The organism is Anabaena azotica SJ-1 (genome assembly GCF_047275885.1).
Classification (GTDB): Bacteria; Cyanobacteriota; Cyanobacteriia; order Cyanobacteriales; family Nostocaceae; genus Trichormus_B; species Trichormus_B azotica_A.
Genome location: NZ_CP178454.1, coordinates 5,750,957 through 5,774,219, shown reverse-complemented (window position 1 = coordinate 5,774,219; position 23,263 = coordinate 5,750,957). Strand labels below are relative to the sequence as shown.

13 protein-coding genes and 1 CRISPR repeat array are annotated in these 23,263 nt (G+C 36.6%); of the genes, 12 read left to right on the top strand and 1 reads right to left on the bottom strand.

The window, feature by feature from the left end; genetic code table 11:
- Nucleotides 1–995 precede the first annotated feature (995 nt).
- The 7 genes from ACLLO5_RS25110 (at nt 996) to ACLLO5_RS25080 (ending at nt 15,803) form a co-directional block, all read left to right on the top strand.
- Nucleotides 996–5,711, top strand: a complete 4,716-nt coding sequence (locus tag ACLLO5_RS25110; RefSeq protein ID WP_413173194.1) for a putative baseplate assembly protein — start codon at nt 996–998, stop codon at nt 5,709–5,711.
- Between the two features lie 40 nt (nt 5,712–5,751).
- The gene (locus tag ACLLO5_RS25105) at nt 5,752–10,266 is read left to right on the top strand and encodes a hypothetical protein (protein ID WP_413173193.1); all 4,515 of its coding nucleotides are present in this window, start codon (nt 5,752–5,754) and stop codon (nt 10,264–10,266) included.
- Nucleotides 10,267–10,281: 15 nt separating this feature from the next.
- On the top strand, nt 10,282–13,038 hold the full coding sequence (locus ACLLO5_RS25100; protein WP_413173192.1) for a DUF6519 domain-containing protein: 2,757 nt from the start codon (nt 10,282–10,284) through the stop codon (nt 13,036–13,038).
- A gap of 177 nt (nt 13,039–13,215) precedes the next feature.
- The gene (locus ACLLO5_RS25095) at nt 13,216–13,908 is read left to right on the top strand and encodes an MBL fold metallo-hydrolase (protein ID WP_413173191.1); all 693 of its coding nucleotides are present in this window, start codon (nt 13,216–13,218) and stop codon (nt 13,906–13,908) included.
- Between the two features lie 57 nt (nt 13,909–13,965).
- Entirely contained in the window at nt 13,966–14,511 is a 546-nt protein-coding gene (locus tag ACLLO5_RS25090) for a rhodanese-like domain-containing protein (RefSeq protein ID WP_413173190.1), read from the top strand.
- Complete coding sequence (locus ACLLO5_RS25085; protein WP_413173189.1) at nt 14,508–15,347, top strand: sulfite exporter TauE/SafE family protein; 840 nt, start codon at nt 14,508–14,510, stop codon at nt 15,345–15,347. Before ACLLO5_RS25090 ends, ACLLO5_RS25085 begins: the two co-directional genes overlap by 4 nt.
- 111 nt (nt 15,348–15,458) lie before the next feature.
- Nucleotides 15,459–15,803, top strand: coding sequence for an ArsR/SmtB family transcription factor (locus ACLLO5_RS25080; RefSeq protein ID WP_413173188.1), 345 nt, complete (start codon nt 15,459–15,461; stop codon nt 15,801–15,803).
- A 62-nt stretch (nt 15,804–15,865) separates the two neighbouring features.
- Nucleotides 15,866–16,419: a CRISPR direct-repeat array (repeat unit 37 nt; unit sequence GTTTCAGTCCCCTTGCGGGGATTTATGGTTTAGAAAC).
- A 223-nt stretch (nt 16,420–16,642) separates the two neighbouring features.
- Here the strand turns inward: ACLLO5_RS25080 and ACLLO5_RS25075 are convergent.
- Nucleotides 16,643–17,992 (bottom strand): TIGR03985 family CRISPR-associated protein, encoded by a 1,350-nt coding sequence (locus tag ACLLO5_RS25075; RefSeq protein WP_413176189.1) that lies wholly within the window; start codon nt 17,990–17,992, stop codon nt 16,643–16,645.
- A 100-nt stretch (nt 17,993–18,092) separates the two neighbouring features.
- On the opposite strand from ACLLO5_RS25075, the gene ACLLO5_RS25070 reads away from it, so the two are divergent.
- From ACLLO5_RS25070 to ACLLO5_RS25050, 5 genes are all read left to right on the top strand, one after another.
- Nucleotides 18,093–18,398, top strand: a complete 306-nt coding sequence (locus ACLLO5_RS25070) for a CRISPR-associated protein Csx3 (RefSeq protein WP_413173187.1) — start codon at nt 18,093–18,095, stop codon at nt 18,396–18,398.
- 150 nt (nt 18,399–18,548) lie between these two features.
- Nucleotides 18,549–20,891 (top strand): type III-B CRISPR-associated protein Cas10/Cmr2, encoded by a 2,343-nt coding sequence (gene cas10 / locus ACLLO5_RS25065; RefSeq protein WP_413173186.1) that lies wholly within the window; start codon nt 18,549–18,551, stop codon nt 20,889–20,891.
- On the top strand, nt 20,888–21,598 hold the full coding sequence (locus ACLLO5_RS25060; protein WP_413173185.1) for an RAMP superfamily CRISPR-associated protein: 711 nt from the start codon (nt 20,888–20,890) through the stop codon (nt 21,596–21,598). The genes cas10 and ACLLO5_RS25060 overlap by 4 nt, the downstream gene beginning before the upstream one ends.
- The gene (csx10, locus tag ACLLO5_RS25055; protein ID WP_413173184.1) at nt 21,598–22,821 is read left to right on the top strand and encodes a CRISPR-associated RAMP protein Csx10; all 1,224 of its coding nucleotides are present in this window, start codon (nt 21,598–21,600) and stop codon (nt 22,819–22,821) included. Before ACLLO5_RS25060 ends, csx10 begins: the two co-directional genes overlap by 1 nt.
- Nucleotides 22,818–23,240, top strand: coding sequence for a hypothetical protein (locus tag ACLLO5_RS25050; RefSeq protein ID WP_413173183.1), 423 nt, complete (start codon nt 22,818–22,820; stop codon nt 23,238–23,240). The genes csx10 and ACLLO5_RS25050 overlap by 4 nt, the downstream gene beginning before the upstream one ends.
- Nucleotides 23,241–23,263: the final 23 nt, after the last annotated feature.

Here is a 23,263-nt window from a genome sequence, read left to right as displayed (position 1 = left end):
GTATATTTTGAGAAGGGAACAGGTAACAGAACAAGATTCCAGGGATTTCTATTTTTTGGAAAAATGTCTAATTAATCAGAACCAGTGTCTCCGGCTACACCATAGATATTTTTATAACTTGTGATCACTATTTTGATTTTTATAACTGTAAAAAGATACTGTGAATCTACAGAAATTTATTTAAAAATTAAATGAAACTTCTGTATTAATACTAAATTTGGCGATTAGAAATCGCGGAACTACACAGACAAGACACGAAGTGGCTTCCCGGAGGGAAGTTGACGCTTGATTTTTCCAGAAACATGATTTATGAATTAAGTTTTTATTAATGATGCATCAAAGTTCCGGTCGCTGGCGTTTAGGTTTATCGTTAGTAACAGTGTTTTTATGCAGCAATTCTCATTTTGAAAAAAATCAGATAAAATTCTCTTGTTTAAATAGAAAACTTGTGTCGAACCATCGTTTTTTAACAAAAAATTATCATCCAACACTAGAGGTAAACAGGTTTTTAAAAATCTGTCTATTAAAAATCGATTTCAACTCATAAATCCAGTTGAAATTCTAACTAACTTTGTAGTTTTTATTGATAAATACTACTGTTATTTGAAATGAAAATGGCTTTTTTAAATACAGTTTATACCAATTTTATGTGAGGCTGCACAGAATAATAATCATCCATATTTATCTGTGTTTATTTGTGTTTATCTGCGTTCAATTATTTTTAGCACGTTCTTTTATACAGTTTCATCTAACCCCCAATTATGGGAGGAACAAGAATTTTCAAAGTCCCCCAACTCTGGGGGATTTAGGGGGCAAGATAGGCACAAAACGAAGACTGGTAGGACTTGTGTATACACCATAGGCAAGCGAGAAGGGGGCTATGATGTATCTCATTTAAATGCATACCGCTATATTAACTAAATCAGCGATCGCTACTCAATAATGTGTAAAATTAAATTGTATCATCGGTAGTCTTTCTATATAGCCCGCCTAATATGACTTTCACCAATGAACCGCCAAAAATTTACAATCGTCCTGGTTTACCAGCGTTGGCTTACCGCATTGGTGATTGGGCTAGTTTTCGTCGGCGCTTATTGACTAATTTACCTAAATATGCTGTTGATTCGGCTAATATTGCGCCTTTAGCACAATTGACGACTCGTGCCAATGATGACCCGGCGATCGCTATTTTAGATGCTTGGGCGGTAGTTGCTGATGTTTTGACTTTCTATCAAGAACGTATTGCTAATGAGGGTTTTATTGCAACGGGGACGGAAATCCGGTCAATTTTAGAACTTGCCAGAGCGATCGGTTATGAACTTGACCCAGGTGTTGCTGCTAGTACGTTTTTGGCGTTTACTGTCGATGATGCAGCAAGTAGTTCGGGAATGGTGACAGTTCCCGTTGGTACACAAATCGTCAGTATTCCTAGTGAAGATGAATTTCCCCAAACTTTTGAAACTAGTGCGGAAATTATTGCTCGTGCGGAGTGGAATCAACTCAAACCCAGACCGACAAAACCCCAGGAAATTACCAGCAATACTCAGAAAATCTATCTCCAGGGTATCAATACTCGACTCCAAGCGGGCGATCGCATTTTACTAATTGATCATATACCCCAGGAAGATGTTTGGTATCTCCTCACCTTGGCAACAGTGGAGACAATACCAGGGACAGGATATACCCAAATCACTTGGGAACAACAACTACCATCTCCAATTCTCAACACTCTCCGCAATCCCCAAGTTTTCGCTTTTCGTCAACGAGCAGCCCTATTTGGTTATAATGCCCCCAAATGGCAAGATATGCCGAACGAAATTAAGCGTAGTTATCACGGTACAATTAGAGGTGGCATTTTTCGCAGCAGCAATAATGATGGTAATTGGACACCCACTAACACAAATTTACCAACAATTGATATTCGTTGTTTAGCTGTTGATCAGAATAACGGATATTTATTTGCAGGTACTTCAGGTGCAGGTATTTTTCGTTCGACAGATAATGGTGATACTTGGAAAGCTATTAATGTCGGTTTAACAAATCTGCATATTCAAACTTTTTATATTGATGACCGGGGGTATATTTTAGCCGGAACTCCCGGTGGAGGTGTGTTTAGTTCAAAAGATCATGGTGAAAATTGGACTCCGATTAATTTGGGAACTGTGGGTGTAGAATACACGGGTGTTAATAACACAAATGTCAATACTATTAACACAGCTTTACCAAACACAGTTATTCGTTCTTTAGTTAGTTACACAATTACTAATCATTCACCTCTTGTAATTACTGCTGCCAGCAATAACAGCACTGTAACAGTCAGTGGAACTAATTTGAATATCAATATCGCCATCAATGATATTATTACAGCGGCAGATCAAACAAGAACTATAACTGGGATTAATCCTAATATTTCTCTCACTATCAATGAACCCTTCAAACCTGATTTACCAGATAATACAACTTTTTTAATTACTCGAAGTTCTCTCAATTCTCTCAATTCTCAAAATTACATATTTGCAGGAACTGATGATGGTATTTATCGCACTTCAGACCAAGGCAAAAACTGGGAACTCAAAGGATTATTAGGTAAAGCGGTACTTTCTCTCGTTACTTATCAAAATCAAGGATTGTACTACCTATTTGCGGGGACTGATGATGGTATTTATTGTTCAAATAATCACGGAGAAACTTGGAATCGTAAGAACTTAGATAATAATCAAATTATCCGTTCACTAATTACAGAAAAAATCCAAGATAGACAATATATAATTGCTGGCACGCAAAATGATATTGTATTTTCTATAAATCACGGTAATGATTGGGTTAAGATAAATTTAAATAAAAATGTAACTTCTTTAGCGTATAATGCAGAAAACAGATATTTATTCGCTGGGGGTAAACATGGGATTTTTCGTTATCAAAAAGTTCAAGATTCCAATGTTTGGAATGCAGTTGACATTGATGATATTGGCTTAAATAATCCCAATATCAATACCATTATTAGTACAGGTAACAACATCTTTGTTGGTACTGCGTTTGCTGGTTTTGTGGAAGATGCACAACAAGAATGGCCTAACTTTCAAATTCAACCTCAACAGGGTAATCAAAACCAGCAACTTAATTTAGATAATATTTATTCTCAAATTCTGCCAGAAAGTTGGATAGTGTTATTTACAGAAGATGGACAAACAGCCAAGCCTTGTCAGGTTGTTAGTTCATCAAATATGACACTGCGGGACTTTGGACTAGATAATAAAATTACTCGAATTTTATTGAAAAATCAGGTGAATCCGAGTGATTTTGGTCTTCGCAAAACTCTAGTTTTAGCTCAAAGCGAAGTTTTAAAGTTAGCGAGTGAAACCCTGAGTATAGAAGTACAACAACAAAAAATATTTAATGACCCGATTCGGGAAAATGAGATTTACTTAAGTGCATATATATCCGGTTTACAACCTGGAAAAACAGTAATTGTCAGTGGCAAGCAGATACGTATTAAAATCGAGAATATCGGTGGTGTGTTTCAGCTAGGTGAAACTTGGAAACGAGTTAATAGTGGTTTGACAAATACTGTTGTGAGAACACTATCAATTAGTGAAAATGGTAAGTTATTTTTAGCTGGGACAGAAGGTGGTGTTTTTCAGTCTGAAGATAATGGTAATAATTGGAAGTCAATGAATGAAGGCTTGAAAAATAAAGATGTTCAAGCTTTGGTAGTGAGTAATGATGAACGGATTTTTGTAGGTACTAATGATGGTGTTTTTTACTGTCATAAATCTGATTTCAAGTGGCAGAGAATTAGGACGGATTTGGAAAATATTAATGTTCTTTCATTGGCTGTTAATTCTATTGGCGATGTTTTTGTTGGTACTCAAAAAGGTGCAATTCTCGCCATTGCTGCTAATACGGATAATTTAATTCTCAGAACTTTAATTAACCAACCTATTCAGGTGATAGCAATTAATGAAAATGGGACAATTTTCGCTGGGACACCTAATAATTTGTATTGTTCTCAAACTGGTAACAATTGGCAAGAGATATTACAAAATGTGAATGTGACAGCGATCGCCTTTGATTCAGATGGAACAATATTGATTGGGACGGCTGATAATGGTGTTTTGCGTTTGTTACCAGGAACATGGCTGAAAGTTGCCACCTATCTGACGAGTATGAAGATTCGTTGCTTGAGTGTGAGTCAAGGTGATATCTTTGCTGGTACTGCTATGAATGGTGTTCTCCAGTCAAAAGACAATGGTGAAACCTGGACACAGAATACTGGCTTAAAGAATATTGATATCCAAGCGATCGCATTTGATGAGACAAATATATATGCTGGCGGTGTTGGTATCTTAACTTCCGCTGATGGTTTTTCAGCCGTTGATTTGAAAATTGGCGACCAGCTACAACTAATTTCACCACCAAAATCCCAAATATGGAATTTGCGGGATAGAAATGGAGTTGCAGGTTTTGTAGAATTAATTGCACCAGAAGATATCAGTTTACAACCAGCTGCTATAGATGATGAAGTCGTCAGTGAAGTTTGTGTGATTAAGACTCCACCAGATGACCAATTATTACCAATTCTGACTTTAACCCAACCGCTACAAAATAGCTATGACCCTGCAACGGTGGTAATTTACGCTAACGTTACTCCTGCTACTCATGGTGAGACAATTGAGGAAGTCTTAGGTAGTGGTGATGGTACTTTAGCAAATCAGCGTTTTATGCTCAAGAAACCACCGCTTACCTACATTCCGGCAACTACTCCTAATGGTGCTAAGACTACTTTAGAATTATTTGTAGATGGTGTGCGTTGGCAAGAAGTCCCTTCGTTGTATGGATTGAATCACCTTGACCAAAACTATATTACCCGTATTGGTGATGATGGTACAACAACGATTACTTTTGGAGATGGTGAAAAAGGCGCACGTCTACCTAGTGGGTTAGAAAATGTCATTGCGCGTTATCGGAGTGGTATTGGTTTAGCTGGAGAAGTGGCACAGGATAGTTTGAGTTTGTTAAAAACCCGGCCTTTGGGAATTCGGGAGGTGACAAATCCTGTATCTGCAACAGGTGCAGCGGCTAGAGAAGCATTGAATGAAGCGCGAGTTAGTGCGCCTTTAACGGTTCGCAGTTTGGATAGAATTGTATCTCTACAAGACTTTGAAGATTTTAGTCGAGCCTTTGCTGGTATTGGTAAGGCTAAAGCGGAGGTTTTAGCAAATGAGGCTATGCCGATAGTGTATATTACCGTTGCGGCTGTGAATGGGAAGGCAGTAACTCCAGATTCTCAACTTTATACTAATTTGGTGCAAGCGATCGCAGAAGTTCGCGCACCGGAACAGTTAGATGTGCAAGTACGTAGTTATCAACCTTTGTTGTTCAATTTAGAAGCTAAGATTTTGGTAGATTCACGATATGAGGTAAAATCAGTCTTGGCGCAAGTCCACACAGCATTACAGGAAACATTTGCCTTTGAAAACCGTGCTTTTGGACAATCTGTAACAACTTCAGAAGCGATCGCTGCTATCCAGCATATCACGGGTGTTGTGGCAGTTGATTTAGATGCTCTCTATCTACTCGGTTTCGCCAAAACTTTAGAATCATCCCTATCAGCAGCAACTGCACGTTGGGACGCACAACAAAATAACATTTTACCAGCACAATTATTATTACTCAATCCTCACGGTATCACTTTAATTAATAATCTATAAATTCTCCATATCCCTACTATTACCCATTACCAATTACCTTATGAATAACCAAAACCAAGAACGCTTGTATAATTTACTTCCAGCTATTTACCGTATCCGTGATCAAACCCAAGGTGATTCTTTACGCGCTTTGCTGGGTGTGATTGAACAGGAACTGGAAATTGTCGAAACAGATATTGAAAATTTATATGAAAACTGGTTTATTGAAACTTGTGACCAGTGGGTAGTACCTTATATTGGTGACTTGTTAGCCGTAAATTTATATACCGAACAATCCCGCACCTATGGACAAGAACGACGTGCTTATGTAGCTAATACTTTGGCATATCGAAGCCGCAAAGGTACGGCACCAGTGCTAGAACAGTTGATTGCAGATATCACCGGCTGGCGATCGCGTGTGGTAGAATTTTTTAAATTAGTCGGCACAACCCAGAATTTAAACAATCTGCGGACTAACAAAGTTTTTGCAGACCTGCGTCAATCTAGCCAAATCGAAAGTTTAGGAACTCCCTTCGAGGAATCTGTTGCACATACGGTAGAAATCCGTAACATCAGTAATCAAGGTGGCAAATATAATATTGCCAATATTGGCATATTTTTATGGCGATTAAAAAGTTATCCCCTTGCAAAAGTAACTGCACATCAAATTAAAAACACAGACAGCAAACGTCAAGGACGTTACTATACTTTTAATCCATTAGGTATTGATATACCCCTATTTAATCAACCGCAAACAGAAACAGAAATTACCAGTCTTGCAGCAGAAATTAATTTACCCACACCTTTACGTCGTTTAACCCTAGTTGCAGAACTAGAAGCACGTCGTCAGTTAATAACTGATCAAAAAAATCCTTCCAGTAATGGCTATTTTGGAGATAATCCAGTTTTACAAATTTTTCTTAATCATCAATCTCAATCAATTTCTCCAGAATATATTCTCATAGACGACTTAAGTAGATGGAATGAAGCAGAATGGCAATTTCCTCCTACCACAAGAACTTATCAAAGCACCGACGGAAAAATAGAAAAAATCTTTGAAATTCAAGTCGTAGTAGATCCCGAATTAGGACGGCTATTAGTTCTTACCAAATCATTACCTCAAGCAGTAGAAACAAGTTATTCCTACGCTTTTAGTGGTGATATCGGTGGTGGGACTTATGACCGTAGCCAATCTCTGAACATACCCCCATTTCTCTCTTATATCAAATGGGACGTAAAGCAAGAAACAACGGTAAATAATACACCACCAATAGCAAATCAATCCTTTGCTTCTACTCCTGTTAAACTAATCTCCCCTGCGGCTATTAACAAAAAAAATAAACCAGCGAAACCTATTGTTCCCAAATTAACAACAGCAGTCCAAGAATGGAATAAAAATGTCAAAATATGGGAATGCTGTGAAGAAAAAATTTATCTTAATTTGCAGTCAGTCAATATTAATAATCAATCTCAAATTATTTTACCAAATAAAAATATTCGTTCAGAATTTAAACCAGGTATTGTCAACGGTTTAACTATCACTGCCAACAAAAAAGCCGATACACTCACTATAGCACCAGGTACGGCTGTAGATACTCAAGGAAATCGGATTCATATTGGCATTAACTACCAAATTAGTTTAAGAAATTATTCTAATCAAACCATATTTTTAGCACTTTTTTATAAAGCAGCAACAGAAGAACCAAAATGGGAACTTCAATTTATTTCCCCAGCAGAAATTTCTCAGACAACAGGTATCTTATTAGCCAGCTTAGTTATCAACCCTATAGGTCAAATCGAAAATGCTGACACAACAATTGCACCAAAATTTCAGCCAGGAATTATTAATGGCTTAGAAGTTAAATTAATCAATTCTGTCAAACAATCTTTAGAAATCACTCCTGGTAAAGCCGTCAATAGCAAAGCTAAACTTATTCAAATAGAGACACCATATACTTTAGATATTGATATCAATCCCAATCAAAATGGAATTATATATATTACTCCCAAAGGCAAAATTAATATAGTTACCGACGTAGAAATGGGAGTAATTACCCTCAAAGACAACCACACTTACCAAAGTAATCTGACCATCAAAATTCCCGCAGATAAAAAATTACAAATTATTGCAGCCAATGAACATCAACCACATTTACAAGGTAAGTTATTAATCCAGGGAACAGCCAGAAAAAATACTAACCCAGGTGAACTTATTCTCAATGGGTTGTTAATAGAAGGTAAAATCACCATTCTGCCAGGAAATATTAAAAAATTACAGATAATCAATTGCACATTGCTGTCGAAAACAGCAGCATTGATTGTGAAAAAAGCAGAACGGGAACTAGATTCAGAACCAGGGACAGATAACGACTTGTCACTATTAGCAATAATTATGTATTTTTTGGTTTTAATTCAGAAAATACTCAATTTAGGAATAAAAGCTGATACAGATAATTCTCCCAACAATCTCACGAAACTATTTCAATTAGCTTTCCACAAATTAACTCGCGTCTTCTCTTTTTTCCAAGAAATAACTCAACAATGGCAATGCTTAGAATTACCAGATGAAAATGATCAAAAACTTAATAAGTTTCAGAAATTATTTAATTTAGAAGAAACCGATAACAGCAAATTAGAAATTACCATTAATAGCAGTATTTGTGGAAGCATAATCTTAGCTGACACCGTACCAAATCTAGAAATAATAGATAGCATTATAGATAAAGCATGGCACAAAAATAATGAAGTATATCAAGGCAACCATATTGTCATTACTGCTTTAGGAAGCAATGTAAATATTAACAGAAGTACGATTTTTGGCAGAACCAACATTAGCAGTTTAGAAGCTAGTAACAGCATTTTTAACGAAACAGTCACTGTCCTGCGTACACAAATTGGCTACATCCGATTTTGTTATTTACCTTATGGTTCTATCACACCAAGCCGCTACCGTTGTCAACCAGATTTAGCTTTAGAAAAAGTTGCTGCTTTACCAACAGATATTACTTCATTAGCCATTAATCACACTACAGGACAAATTATTGCTGGGACTGCTGGTAAGGGTATATTTCACCTAAATCATGATTATATTTGGCAATCTATCAATAATCATTTAACTAATCTAAACGTTACTAAACTACTTGGGAATATTCCCACGACAACAGCAGACGCAACTTTAATATTAGCTGGTACAACCGACGGTGGTATTTTTAGTTCTGTAGATAATGGTGAAACTTGGAATTTAAACAATGTAGTGACAATCAATGGCAATATATCCCCATTGGTAGGTACTGATATTACTGCCTTAATTGCCTATCAGATATCTGTGAGTGGTGTAATTTCCAGCGTAGGTACAAAAATTACCGGAGAGAGTACAAAATTTACCAAAGACCTCACAAAAGATAGTTTAATTATTGCCGCAAATGAAATAAGAACAGTCACGAAAATTATTTCTGATACTGTTCTGGAAATCAATGTAGCATTTACCAATGATTTACCCGCTGAGACAACATTTAAAACTCAATATATTGTTGTAGGTTCTGGTAGTGGTGTTTTTCGTTCCCAAGATAATAGCAAAAATTGGCAACCAATAAATTCAAGTTTGCAAAATCGTCATATTAAAGCATTAGTAGTTAATCATCAAAATGGCGAAATTTTTGTTGGGACAGAAAGCGGTATTTATCGCTCAAAAAATAATGGCAATCTTTGGACTTCACTAAATCGGAATTTACACAATCATTATATTACAGCTTTAGCAATTAATCAATATAATGGACAACTTTTTATTGGCACTAGAGATGGTATTTTCCGTTCTCATCATGATTGTCAAAAATGGAAATTAATTAATAATAATTTAACAGATACAGATATTACCGTCTTGGCAACATATATCAAACCAGGGACTGGTACTATTTCTAGTCATGGTACAAAAATCACGGGTATTCAGACATTATTCAACACAGAATTAGCCAAAGGTAGCGTAATTAACATTGGTAATGAAACTAGAACAATCATCGCTATTGAGCAAAATAACATCCTGACGATTGATGCTGCTTTTGATGCTAATTTACCTCCCGAAACAACATTTACTATCAACTATATCTTAGCTGGTACAATGGGAGGAAATATATTTATATCTCAAAATAATGGTAATTCTTGGCAACGAGTTACTACCAGCTTGACTATGACTGCAATTACCTCTTTAGCGATAAATCCCCATAATCAACATATTTATGCAGGAACATCTGCGGGTAATGTTTTGTGTTCCCAAGATCATGGGAATAATTGGTTAGCAATCAATAATGGTTTTGATAATTTTGATGATAAAAGTATCATTCTGACGAGTTACAAACCGATTTTCACATCAGAACAATATGATAAACCGAGTTATGGACAACCTAGTTATGGACAACTTAGCCAATTCTGTATCCCAGAGATACGCACTGGTGCAGAAGATAGTTCGGAAATGGGTGTTTTCAATTATCTGCAACAACCGCAACGAGAAACAAATTTACGTGCTAGTCTCAATGAATATCTAAGATTTGGATTAGAAGCAGGAATTTTTTATAAAACTTGAAGGATATAATCAATTATGAATGGTGATATTACTCGGTCTACATTTCATCCTAAAAAACATTATAACGCTGTGCGAATGCAGCAGGGACGGGTGCAATTAGATGCAGATTGGAATGAACAAGTTGATATTCAAAATTATTTCACTCAATCTCTAGCTAAATATGTGATTGGTGATAGTGGTGTAATTAGAAATAGTGACAGTTTTAAGATTTTTGCTGCTGGTCAAGATGCAGATTTTACCATAGCTGCTGGACAAATGTATGTGAATGGTATTATCTGCGAATTAGAACAAAATACAACTTACAAAACACAATTAGATTATCCAAATCCACCCCAGTTAAGTGAAGATGGATTTTATTTAGCTTATTTGGATGTGTGGGAACGTGATATTACAGCACTTGAAGACCCAGAAATTCGCGAACCTGCACTCAAAGGATTGGATACTGCTACGCGGACTAAAATAATTTGGCAGGTAAAGTTAATACCAGTTCCTAATATTAATCCGCAAAAACCTGAAATCAATAACTGGAAATTTTTTGCAGATGCTTTAAATCCAAACCGCAAAGTTTATTTAAAAGCTGCTACAGCTAGTAGCATTTCCGAAGGCAATTTAGTTAATCCCCAAAAAGGTTATCTTGGTTCAGAAAATCAATTATATCGAGTGGAAATTCATCAGTCTGGTGATATTAATCAAGCTACTTTTAAATGGTCGCGTAATAATAAAATAACTGTTAGTAATGTTGACAGTATAAAAGTCAATACTATTGATATTAGTAGTGTTGGCAGAGATGATTTATTGTCATTTCAGCCTAATCAATGGGTAGAAATTATTGATCAAGAACAGGAATTAAAAAACGAACCAGGTGTATTATTACAACTGCAAAAGGTGTCTAATAAAAAACTGGATGTAGTTGGTGATCCGATTGAAACAAAATTTGCTGATAAAAAACATCTGCAAGTGATAGGTTGGCAAGAAGATCAAAATACAAAGAAAGCGGAAATTGCAGTTTCTCCTAATTGGATTCAGTTAGAAAAGGGAATTTATATCCAATTTGATTCAGAATCTACATATAAAACTGGTGATTATTGGCTGATTCCCGCACGTGCCTATACAAAAGATGTTGATTGGCCTTATGATAGTTCAAGGCAGCCACGAAAACAGCGATCGCAAGGAATCAAACACTACTACTCTCCTCTAGCGTTGCTAAAGTACAGTAACAGCAGTAATAACGGTACTTTCACCCCTCTCCAAGACTATCGTCCTACTTTCCCAACCTTGGTAAATTGCCTGGATAAAACTGGTGATACCATGACCGGTGATTTGGAAATTCAGGCTAATCTTTATGTCACCAACGGTGGTCAAGTCGGTATTGGCACAAAAGACCCCAAAGAAAAGCTGCACGTTGATGGCAATCTCCGCATTAGTAACGGCACAAAGTTGGTGAATTTTGCACCCCAGATAGATAAATGGATGCAATTTACTACTAATTTAGATGGTTATTATTTTGACCAAAGTATTCGTCTTAAAGATGGTGTAATTAGTAGTGATGAAGCTGCTAATTTAGCATTACAAACCAATGGCAAAACGCAACTGGAGATTTTCAACGAAAGTGGAAATGTGGGAATTGGTGTAGAAGTTGCTAATGAAAAACTGCACGTTAATGGTGTGGTGAGAATCGGTACAACTGCGAGGTTTCTAGATATCGCAACAGGAACTGATAATTTATCCCACTTCAAAACTAATCTAAATGGTTTTTACTTCGATAAAGGAATTCAAATTCAGAATGGTGGGGTGAGAATCGGTACAACTGATAGTTTTTTAGATATCGCAACAGGAACTGATAATTTATCCCGCTTTCAAACTAATCTGGATGGTTATTCCTTCGATAAAGGAATTCAAATTCAAAATGGTGTGGTGAGAATCGGTACAACTGCAAGTTTTCTAGATATCGCAACAGGAACTGATAATTTATCCCGCTTTCAAACTAATCTGGATGGTTATTCCTTCGATAAAGGAATTCAAATTCAGAATGGTGTGGTGAGAATCGGTACAACTGAGAGTTTTCTAGATATCGCAACAGGAACTGATAATTTATCCCGCTTTCAAACTAATCTGGATGGTTATTCCTTCGATAAAGGAATTCAAATTCAAAATGGTGTGGTGAGAATCGGTACAACTGAGAGTTTTCTAGATATCGCAACAGGAACTGATAATTTATCCCGCTTTCAAACTAATCTGGATGGTTATTCCTTCGATAAAGGAATTCAAATTCAATCAGGAGTAATTAGTAGTGATGCAAATAATTTGTTATTACAAACAAATGGCATCACTCAGATGATTTTGACTACAGGAGGTAATGTTACTATAGGAAATACTCTCCCTGCTTCAGATGCTAAATTATATGTAGCTGGAAATCTGAGAATTAATGGCAGAATTTTTCAAGATTCATCTAGGGAATTGAAAGAAAATATTACCGATTTATCTAGTCAAGAGGTGACGGAAATATTAAGGACTATAAAACCGATTAAATTCAATTACAAAAATAGTGTAGATAAAGATATTCACGCTGGATTTTTGTCAGAAAATGTTCCCAGCTTGCTGACATCACCAGATAATACAGCAATCAGTCCTGTTGATATTGTGGCGGTATTAACTAAAGCTGTCAAAGACCAAGATATCAAAATATCACTATTACTCAATGCTTTACGAGATCAGCGTACCCAAATTGCAACACTCATGGATAAAGTGAGGATGCTGGAATCCAAAGAATAAGGAGTTGGATATCAGTTTTTACCGAAAACGAGGTTTTCCTGATTTCCAACCGGAAGAGTTTCTTCGATTTGGGAGAAGTAGCTGGTGTGGGAGAGCAAGATTTGACATATTCCATTAATCACTATATAGTAATATGATAAATTAAAAATATAAGCTATTTGTCAGGAGGCTGTTAGTATGTTATTTCGGCAACTGTTTGACCCAGAAACGAGTACATATACTTATTTAATTGCTGACCAGGTGACAGAAGAAGCGATTTTAGTTGACCCGGTATTAGAACAGGTGGAACGAGATTACCTATTACTTAAGGAACTGGGACTAACGCTGAAATTTTGTTTAGAAACCCATATCCACGCTGACCATATCACTGGGACGGGTAAACTCCGGGAAATGACAGGTTGTTCAGGGGTTGTACCAGAAAATGCCCATGCTGCTTGTGCAGATAGGTTTATTGAAGATGGGGAAGTATTGATATTAGGAAGTATAAGAGTAGAAGCGATCGCAACTCCTGGTCATACTAACAGCCATAATGCCTATCTGGTCAATGGTACACATCTATTAACAGGAGACAGTTTGCTAATTCGTAGTTGTGGAAGAACTGATTTCCAAAGCGGAAATGCAGGTGCTATGTATGATGCTATTACCCAAAAGCTGTTTACTTTACCTGACGCAACCTTAGTTTATCCTGGTCACGACTATCAGGGTTCAATGGTTTCCACCATTGGGGAAGAGAAACAATGGAATCCTCGGTTAGCAGGACGCACCCGTGATGAATTTAGGGAATTAATGGCAAATCTCAATTTACCTAATCCGAAAAAGATTATGGAAGCAGTACCAGCTAATCAACGTTGTGGTGATATTGCTGCATAGATTTAGTTGAGCTTTTGCAGAGATATACAGAAACCAGAGAATTGAGGAAAGAATTTCATGACTACTTCTAGTTTGAAGACTTTGCAAACTATTGATGCTCAAACTCTCAAACAGTTAGTTGAGCAAGATACTGTAACACTAATTGATGTACGAGAACCATCTGAGTATGCAGGGGAGCATATTTCTGGTGCGAGATTGGTTTCTCTTTCTCAGTTTGATGCGCGTAAAGTTCCCCAATCTGAAGATACAACAGTGGTTCTTTACTGTGCTTCTGGAAATCGCTCAAAAATGGCTGCTCAAAAGCTATTTGATGCTGGATTTAACACCGTTACTCATTTAGATTCGGGAATGGGTGCATGGAAAGCTGCGGGTTATGCTACGGAAATTAACCACAATGCACCGATTAGTTTAATGCGTCAGGTGCAAATTGTCGCAGGTTCTTTGGTATTTACAGGTACCGTATTAGGTGCATTTGTTTCTCCCTGGTTTTTGATTCTCAGCGGTTCTGTGGGTGCGGGTTTAATGTTTGCTGGTATCAGCGATACTTGTATGTTGGGTATGTTGTTGGCAAAGCTACCTTATAATCAACGGAGCGGTGTATGACCTGGGTGATTGGTCATTTACTCGCTGCCTGTATTGGGTTAAGCTTGGGTTTAATTGGTGGTGGTGGGTCGGTGTTAGCGTTGCCGATTTTGGTTTATGTGATGGGTGTACCACCAAAATCTGCGATCGCAATGACTCTGGTAATTGTCGGTACTGTGAGTATATTGGGAATTATCCCCCACTGGCGAGCTAAAAACATCCGCTTCAAAACTGCATTAATCTTCGGTTCTACAACGATGTTAGGGGCATTTCTGGGGGCAAAAATTGCTACACTACCAGTTATTACCGACTCTGTGCAAATGACGCTGTTTGCAGTCATGATGTTATTTGCAGCAGTATTTATGATTCGTCGTAGTTCTCAACCTGTAACAGAAGCAGATTTGGCACTTTATCCCCAACCAGTCTGCAAGTATTGTTGGTTGTGGTTAATGACAGAAGGCTTGGGTGTAGGGATTTTAACTGGTTTAGTTGGTGTGGGTGGTGGGTTTGCGATCGTTCCCGCTTTGGTATTGTTAGGAAAAGTACCCATGAAAAAGGCTATTGGAACATCCCTACTCATCATTATCTTCAATTCCATTACAGGCTTTTTAGGCTATATGGGACAAGTTCCCCTCAATTGGAATTTGATGTTTTCCTTTATAATTGCTGCCAGTTTGGGAACAATTCCTGGTGCGTACTTTGCTCAATATGTACCCGCACAAAAACTTCAGAAAACCTTTGGTTATTTTCTGTTAGCAGTTGCGGCTGTGGTATTGGTGCAGAATCGTCATACACCTCAATCTTCTAAGGTGTCAAATCATAATTCTACCAGGATGGTAGCGCGTAGTTTTAAGTAGTCGTGCAAAATAAATTTTATAGTTAGGAGAGGGAACAGGAAGGAAGTTTTGGGCGATTTTACAGGGTTGTAGATGCTATACTACGATATAGTGATATAGAAAATCTTATTAATGTTAAAAACTTCACCAGCGGCTTTAGGACAAATTGCTGATTATTTTAAAGTGCTTTCTGAAATTAGTAGACTTCAGGTTTTGTGTTCTTTAAAGTCAGGTAGCAAAAATGTCACAGAGATTATTGAAACGACTGGACTAGGACAGGCAAATGTTTCTAAGCATCTGAAAATACTCACCCAAGCGGGGATTGTCAAGCGCCAACCACAGGGAGTAAGTGTATATTACGAAATTACAGACCCATTAATTTTTGAAATATGTGAACTAGTGTGCGATCGCCTCTCCATACGTTTGGAAGAACAGTCACAGCAGTTAAAACAATTGGAAGTATTGCGCGATCGCTAGAATACCAGGATTCACAGAATTAACAAATTAGGTAATGTCCCACTAGTTAATCCTTGTCAATTTTTTCAGTCCCCTTGCGGGGATTTATGGTTTAGAAACTTAAGCCGAGTTTAGATTGTTGTTGTTTGTTTTCCGGGTATGTTTCAGTCCCCTTGCGGGGATTTATGGTTTAGAAACGTAATACTAATTCATGCTGCGATTGAGCATGATGAGTTTCAGTCCCCTTGCGGGGATTTATGGTTTAGAAACCTTACAGATGATGGGTTTCTCGTGGCCTTCGTTGAACCGTTTCAGTCCCCTTGCGGGGATTTATGGTTTAGAAACATAGCCATGATGTTTTGTGACTATGACACTATGGCGTTTCAGTCCCCTTGCGGGGATTTATGGTTTAGAAACATAAAAGTGTGTCGAGTATTATAAGGTGGTCGGGTTTCAGTCCCCTTGCGGGGATTTATGGTTTAGAAACATACCCGGTAGCTTGTTTATTCAACTAACAGAAGATTGTTTCAGTCCCCTTGCGGGGATTTATGGTTTAGAAACACCTTACGTTATGATTGTTAATTAGGAACTAGTTCTTATGTTTCAGTCCCCTTGCGGGGATTTATGGTTTAGAAACCCTGCCATCTGAAACATAATCTGGAAGCGGAATCTAGAGACGATTTTGGCAGACCTCAAAAAAAACCTCATTTCAGGCTTTAAGTGAACAGCCAACTGCAACCAACAAAACGCTGAAAGTATTTAATTATCAAGGTTCTGGCGATTTGGCAGATCTCCAGGGTTTTTGACCACGCTTTGCTCTGCCAAATTTTCCTTCTTTAACAAGAGTATAATTTAGCTACTCACTTGTCAAGATTAACGCTTTGACTATGATATAACCATAGTTCTTTAGTAACATCAGCAGCAATCCTTTGTCTTAAATCAAAAGGTAACAGAATTTCTACTCTCGGTCGCCATGCGCGTAACCGCATAATTACATTATTATCTCCATGTCGATATTGAAGACTATAATAAGCATCCTTGGGTGAACGATTGGCCATAACTTTTAATAATTCTGCCTTTTGTTCTGGATTGATAACAGAACTTTGAATCAAATTTTTCGCTTTTTGGTAGCCTATCAAATTGAATGTTTCATGGCGCGAGGTATCCTGAATATAACGATCATGATATTCACGGTCAAATCGTAGCAGCATCAACCGAGATTCTAAATAAAAATCAAAACCTAATGCTTTCGGCATTTGTACTTCAATTTCTTCTGGATTTGGTAAATTTCTCTGTTGATAACGCTGTTGTAGAATGCTAGGAATGGCAGGATTTGTCCATGCAATAGCAGTAATATTTTCAATTCTATCTAAACGGAAATTATACCAATCTGTTTTTCTATCTGGACTTTCACCAAAAGCACATAAATAAACTGCACGCTGCACATAGTAAATACAGACAGGATAAACCAAACATTTTACTGATTCTCCTAATCTGGCGCTGTTATAAATTAACTCTATGGGTGGTACTGGAGTTTTTGACCAGATTTTTTTAAGTTCATCGTGCCAATTATCTACTTGGTCTATGGCGGTTACAACATAGTCTAGTTTGCAAAAGAAACGCCGAACACCACCAATTTTTTGGGATAGATTTTGAGCGATTTCTGCTAAGTCTTCTTGATTGAGAAAATGCAATTCATTATAACTTTGTTTGGTGGTGATAGGACGAGATGGTAAATTTTTGACTCGATGATATTTATGATCTAGAATTTCTAGCCAACCTAACTCTTCTAAGATTTGTAAATCAGCTTGCAAGGAACGACGAGTTACGCTAAATAATCGCTTCTGGAGAATTTCATCTAAATTAGCAATATTCACGTGAGACAATAAAGAATGCTTCCATTCTTCTGCATTTAATCCAGTTTTGGCATTAAATAACCATTCAGCAGTAGTTTTTGCACAATGACACTTAGGGTCATGGAATTGAGGAATTGTTTCTCCTTTAGGGTGTGTGGAACTGAAGAAAGCATTTTTCCAATCTGCTAAGGTAAAACCATTTTCTAGCAATACATGATCTTGACTTTCACCGTATAAAGAACGCAACCACACCCATAAACGAACTGCACGCAGTAGGTTTTGTTTGAGAGAACCACGTGCTAACCATTGCAGTAGTTCTGCTTGGGGAACATCAGAAAAAATTTGCTCAGACACAGAATCTAGGATTTTGGGTATCAGTCCAGCATAGAGCAATTTGGAACAGGCTGCTTCCAATGCCATGTATGATGTAATAGTTGCTCACTAAATAAAGGCTATGACTACTTACAACATCGAATTAAAGGATGATATTTTGCGGGTGAGTTTTGGTGAACCTGCCCAAAATGACCAAATTGTCAAGGATGCGGCTAGTCGGTTGGAGGAAATGTCAAAGTCAGGGGAATTAACAGGAGGTCAACTGCTGAGGATTAACGGACCTGTTTCTATACCTGTAGCCTTTGTTTTAGCACATAAATTAGCCCATATTTACGGAGCCATTGGTTTTTTTGACCCAAAAATAGGTAAGTACGTGATTTCCATCACACATAATCCTGCGTATAAATTGGGAGACTTGATAGATTGAAGTTTTAGGTGACAAGTCTTGATTATTTTCTCATTTAGTACCTGAAAGGTAGTGTGTATCGGTTAAAACGTGGAGAGGAAGTTTCTAGTCGTCGAATGGTTCAAGCTTTAGCGCGGGTTTTGGTGGGGTTAGTTTGAGGTGAATTTGAAAATGGATAAGATGAATTCTGTTAATATTGCGATCGCTTGGTGTTTAGCTTGGGGTAATGAACGTCAACCGCAGTTTGATATTACGGTTTTGCGGGAAATGTGCAAAGCTTTGAGGAGTGGGGGAGAAGTTCCAGCAGCAGTAAGAACTATTGTTAAACAGGTTGAAGATTTGCAAGGTATTGATAAGGATGATTTTCCTGAAACTTTAGAAAAGCTAAAAAATGATTATCCTGATTTATGGAATCAAACTACTAGAGTTGGTTTAGTTTATGGTGGTGTCACCAAAGTTAAACAGTATGTGTTTGAATCAGCAAAAATTCAAGAAGTGCGTGGTGCATCTGGGTTATTAGATAGAATTAATTTAGTTGATTTACCTGCTTTTTTTAATCAAATTTATCAACCAGCATCCTCTAATGAAAGAGATAAAAACTTATATACTATTCAATGTAATAATGTAAAAAAATGGTTAAACGATAACTTTAATAAAGACTACGATTTATCAGAAGTTCTCATTCCCCAATTAATCATCTATTCAACAGGTGGAAACATTCTCGCTTTTTGTCCTGCTGCGTATGTTCATGACTTAGCTGATGCTATCGAAAAACGTTATACTCATGAAACATTAACAGCTAATTCTTGTGCAGTTGGTGATACATTTAGATTATTAGAAATTCGATTTGGTTTACTCAAAGAAAAAATAGAAGATACACCTTGGTTAGATTGGTATCAACAGAATTATCAAAAACCCATTGTTCAGGCTTATTTCGGATTTCCTAAAAATGAAAATGAACGTTTAGAAGTATTTCAAAACCGCAAAAGCTTTAATGAAATCACAACCAAACTAGCCATTTTATTTAATCAACGACGTAGCGGTAATATTATTCCTGGACGACATACCAACCGGCGATATCCAGTTATATTTGAAACCCATCCTTATTTAGTGAGAGATGGAAGCGATAGACGTTCTACTATTATGAGAGTAAGTGAAGGTGAATTACCAAGAGAAACCTATTTTTCTGAAGCATCAGTTAGAAAATATCTTGTTGGTGATAGAGCCAAAGATGGAGATACAGAAGAACCAGAATGGTATATTAATTCTAAATTAGAATGGCATAGAGGTATATTTGAAAGTTGGGTAAAAAGATTTGATAGATTTTTAGAAAAGCATGACTATTTAAAAACCAAATATTATGGAAATCTCAAACCTAAAGATGTAGAAATTCCTAAAACATTAACTCATGTATCTAATGCTAGTAATGGCTTTGTAGCCTATATTTACGCAGATGGTAATAACATGGGTGGATATATCCAAAAAATTCGCACTCCTCAGAAATATAAAAAATTTAGTTTAGACGTAAGTGATGCTACAGAAGAAGCTGTTTTTCACGCAATAGCAGAAAACTTACATCCTCATGTTTTGAAGAATTACAATAATGATGAAGATCATAGATTTAAAAATGGTGATTTAGTGCATCCATTTGAAATTATTACCATCGGTGGTGACGACATTTTCATCATTGTTCCTGCTAACAAAGCCTTAGAAATTTCTCAAATGATAGGAGAGAAATTTGAAGAAATAATGATTGACAGATCAGATGAAAAAGCAGATTATAGAATTGAAGTAAATAAACCTGTAGATAAGAGAAAAATTCACCGTTATCAACCACAAACAGCTAAAAACTCAGAATGTAAGTTGAGTACATCCATAGGAGTTTTAATTACTGCTGTTAACACACCAATTTACTACGCCAAAGATTTAACAGAACAATTACTAAAATCCGCCAAAGAAAAGGCCAAAAAATTAAAGAAAGTAGAATATCACGGTGGAACAATAGACTTTCTAACTCTAAAATCAGTCAGCATGATTGCATCTAATGTTAAAGAATTCCGTAGTGAAGCATTAATTATCAAAACTTCTCCTAAATTAAGACTTTATGCTGCACCCTATACATTACATGAAATAGGAGGATTATTAAAATCCATTGCAGCATTGAAAAAAGCAAAGTTTCCCAAATCACAACTTTACCAAATTCGTAGTTTATTAGAACGAGGTAAACACACAGCTATCCTCAACTATCGTTATTTCCGAGTCAGACTTAAACAAGGTAAAGCTGAATTAAAAAGAGATTTTGAAGAAGTTTGGTGTTTACCAAAAGATGAAAATAATAATGGTAACTTAGCACCTTGGATGTATGACGACGGTTCACTAGAAGATGACAAAACCAAACATATTCCTTACGAAACAATTTGGCGGGATATGGTTGATATTTATGAATTTGTAGAAGAACCAGAAAGTGAAGAATCAGATAAATCAGAACATTTAACAGCGGGGGTTGAGTCATGATTAAATTAGAACAAATAACTAACTCAACCCAAACTAAAACCATTACCGCTATCATTGACACAGCATTATGTATAGGTGCTGGTGGTTCTTCCAGTTCACTCGCAGATAAACCCATAGTTCGCAACGCAGAAGGAAATTTACTCATTCCTGCTTCGCAATTAAAAGGACGTTTACGCCACGAATGTGAGAAAATAGCCAGAGGTTTAAAATGGGATATTTGCTATTCTCCCAACCCGCAAACAATGTGTCCCCAAAGAGCGGGATTAGATGGTAATTTTGAAAGAGAAGAGTATAAAATATCAGAAGATCACAAAAACCATCATTGTTTAATTTGTCAAATCTTCGGAAATCCAGTTTTACCTTCTCGCATCATAGTAGATGATTTAATTTGTCAAGAAGACCCTGATAATTTACCAGAAATTATCCGTCCTGGAGTTACTATCAACCGTCGTCGTCGCACCTCAGAAGAAAGCAAACTTTACTTTTTAGAAACGTCACCAGCAAATACAAAATTGAGGTTTAAAGGTGATATTCATCTATTAAATGCACCTCCTTATGCAGCACCATTAATACTAGCAGGATTGAAACATATTAACGCTTTGGGTGGAAGCAAATCAGCCGGTTTAGGTTGGTTAACTTGGGAATTACCAGATTTATCAATAGCAGCAGAAGCATGGGAATTTTTAGCTAAAGGAAGTAGAGAATAATGAAAAAAATTGAGTTAGAGATTAAGGCTTTATCACCTTTAGCAATTGGACAAAAGAAACCAGGAGGTAATATTAGTGAAGTTGAAGATTGTATTCCTGGTTCTGTAATTCGTGGTGCAGTCGCTGGTCAAATATTGAAACAAACAAATCAAGAAATTGAACCAGATGATGATTTTTATAAATTGTTTTTGGGTGGAAATCCGGCAATTTTTCAAAATGCTTATCCAGGTGATGCTAAAATTAAAGCCGAAGTTATAGTCATACCTACAACTGCGTTAAGTTCTAAAATCAGACCTGGATTTAAAACAAAAGGAGATGGCGTTTTTGACACTTTAATAGACCGCTTTTGTGCAGAAAATTATGGACAAATTTATGATTTTAATAGTCCGATAGAGGGTAATGAAGTAGAAGGAGATAGAGTAGATAATTTTCCTGGTTTTTATAGTCGGAAAAGCAGTAAATATTCTAAAAACTCTGCTAAAACTCGTCTATTAACTAGAGTAGGAATAAACCGAAGACGTGCTACTTCTGAAGAAAGGGTACTTTACAGTATTGAAGTATTGAATGAATCAAAAGAACAAAAAAAGGAAGCTGTCATATACACAAGCACAATTTTAGCACCTGATGATTTAGCTAATACTCTGCAAACATTTATTCATAATCATCAAGATAGTTTTCGTTTAGGAGGTGCAAGTTCACGTGGTTTAGGAAAGGTAAAGATGACAGCCAAACCACCTCAAGAGATTGAATCAAAAGTCAATGATCAAATAGATAAATTTAATCAAAAATTGCGTAAACGTTGGGATGAATGGGGTAATATTTTTGGCACAGTTTCCGACTTACCCGCAAATCGTATTTATTTCACCATTGATTTACAAGCGGATGCAATTTTAACAGAAAATTGGCAACGCACAACGGTAATTTCTGAAACAATGCTACAACAGTTTACAGGGGTGAAGGATTCATCTTTGCAACTTCACACTGCTTATAGTAGCTATGACTATCGTTCCGGGTGGAATGCTGCTTGGGGTTTGATGAAAGATGTGGAGTTAGTGACAAATAGAGGGGGTGTGTACTTATTTAGTACAGATAATAAAGACTTGTGGTTACAAGCTTGGGAAGATTTGGAAGTGTATGGAATAGGCGATCGCACTTCCGAAGGTTTTGGACAGGTGCAAATCTGCAATGAGTTTCATTTAGTGTTAAGAGAGGAAGCAGTATGAGTGAATTATCAACTCAACAACAATTAAAAATTCAACAAGGAATTCGTAAGCGAGAAGATGAATTAGTTACTTTGATTCAAATAGCATTGGATAATCATAATTCTTATGGTGATTTAGAAGAGTCGCAATTTCGTAATTTGGTAAGAGTTTCAGATACAACTGAAAGCACAGAAGTGATCAAAAATTTTCTTTTTTATCAAGTAGGACGTGATAAAAAATGGGGGAGAGGTCAAGATTCATTAGCTTTTAGAATTATCCAAGATATTGATACCAAAATTAAAAATATGGCCAGTAAAATTGTTCAAAATGCAAATACAGATGATCCTGATGATTTAAAAAATATCCATCTGGAGTTAACTAGGCGTTATTTAGGTTATGGCGCACGTTATTTGGTTTATAAGCGAAAAGGTGAAGTATAATCACACATTTATTTATTTTAGAG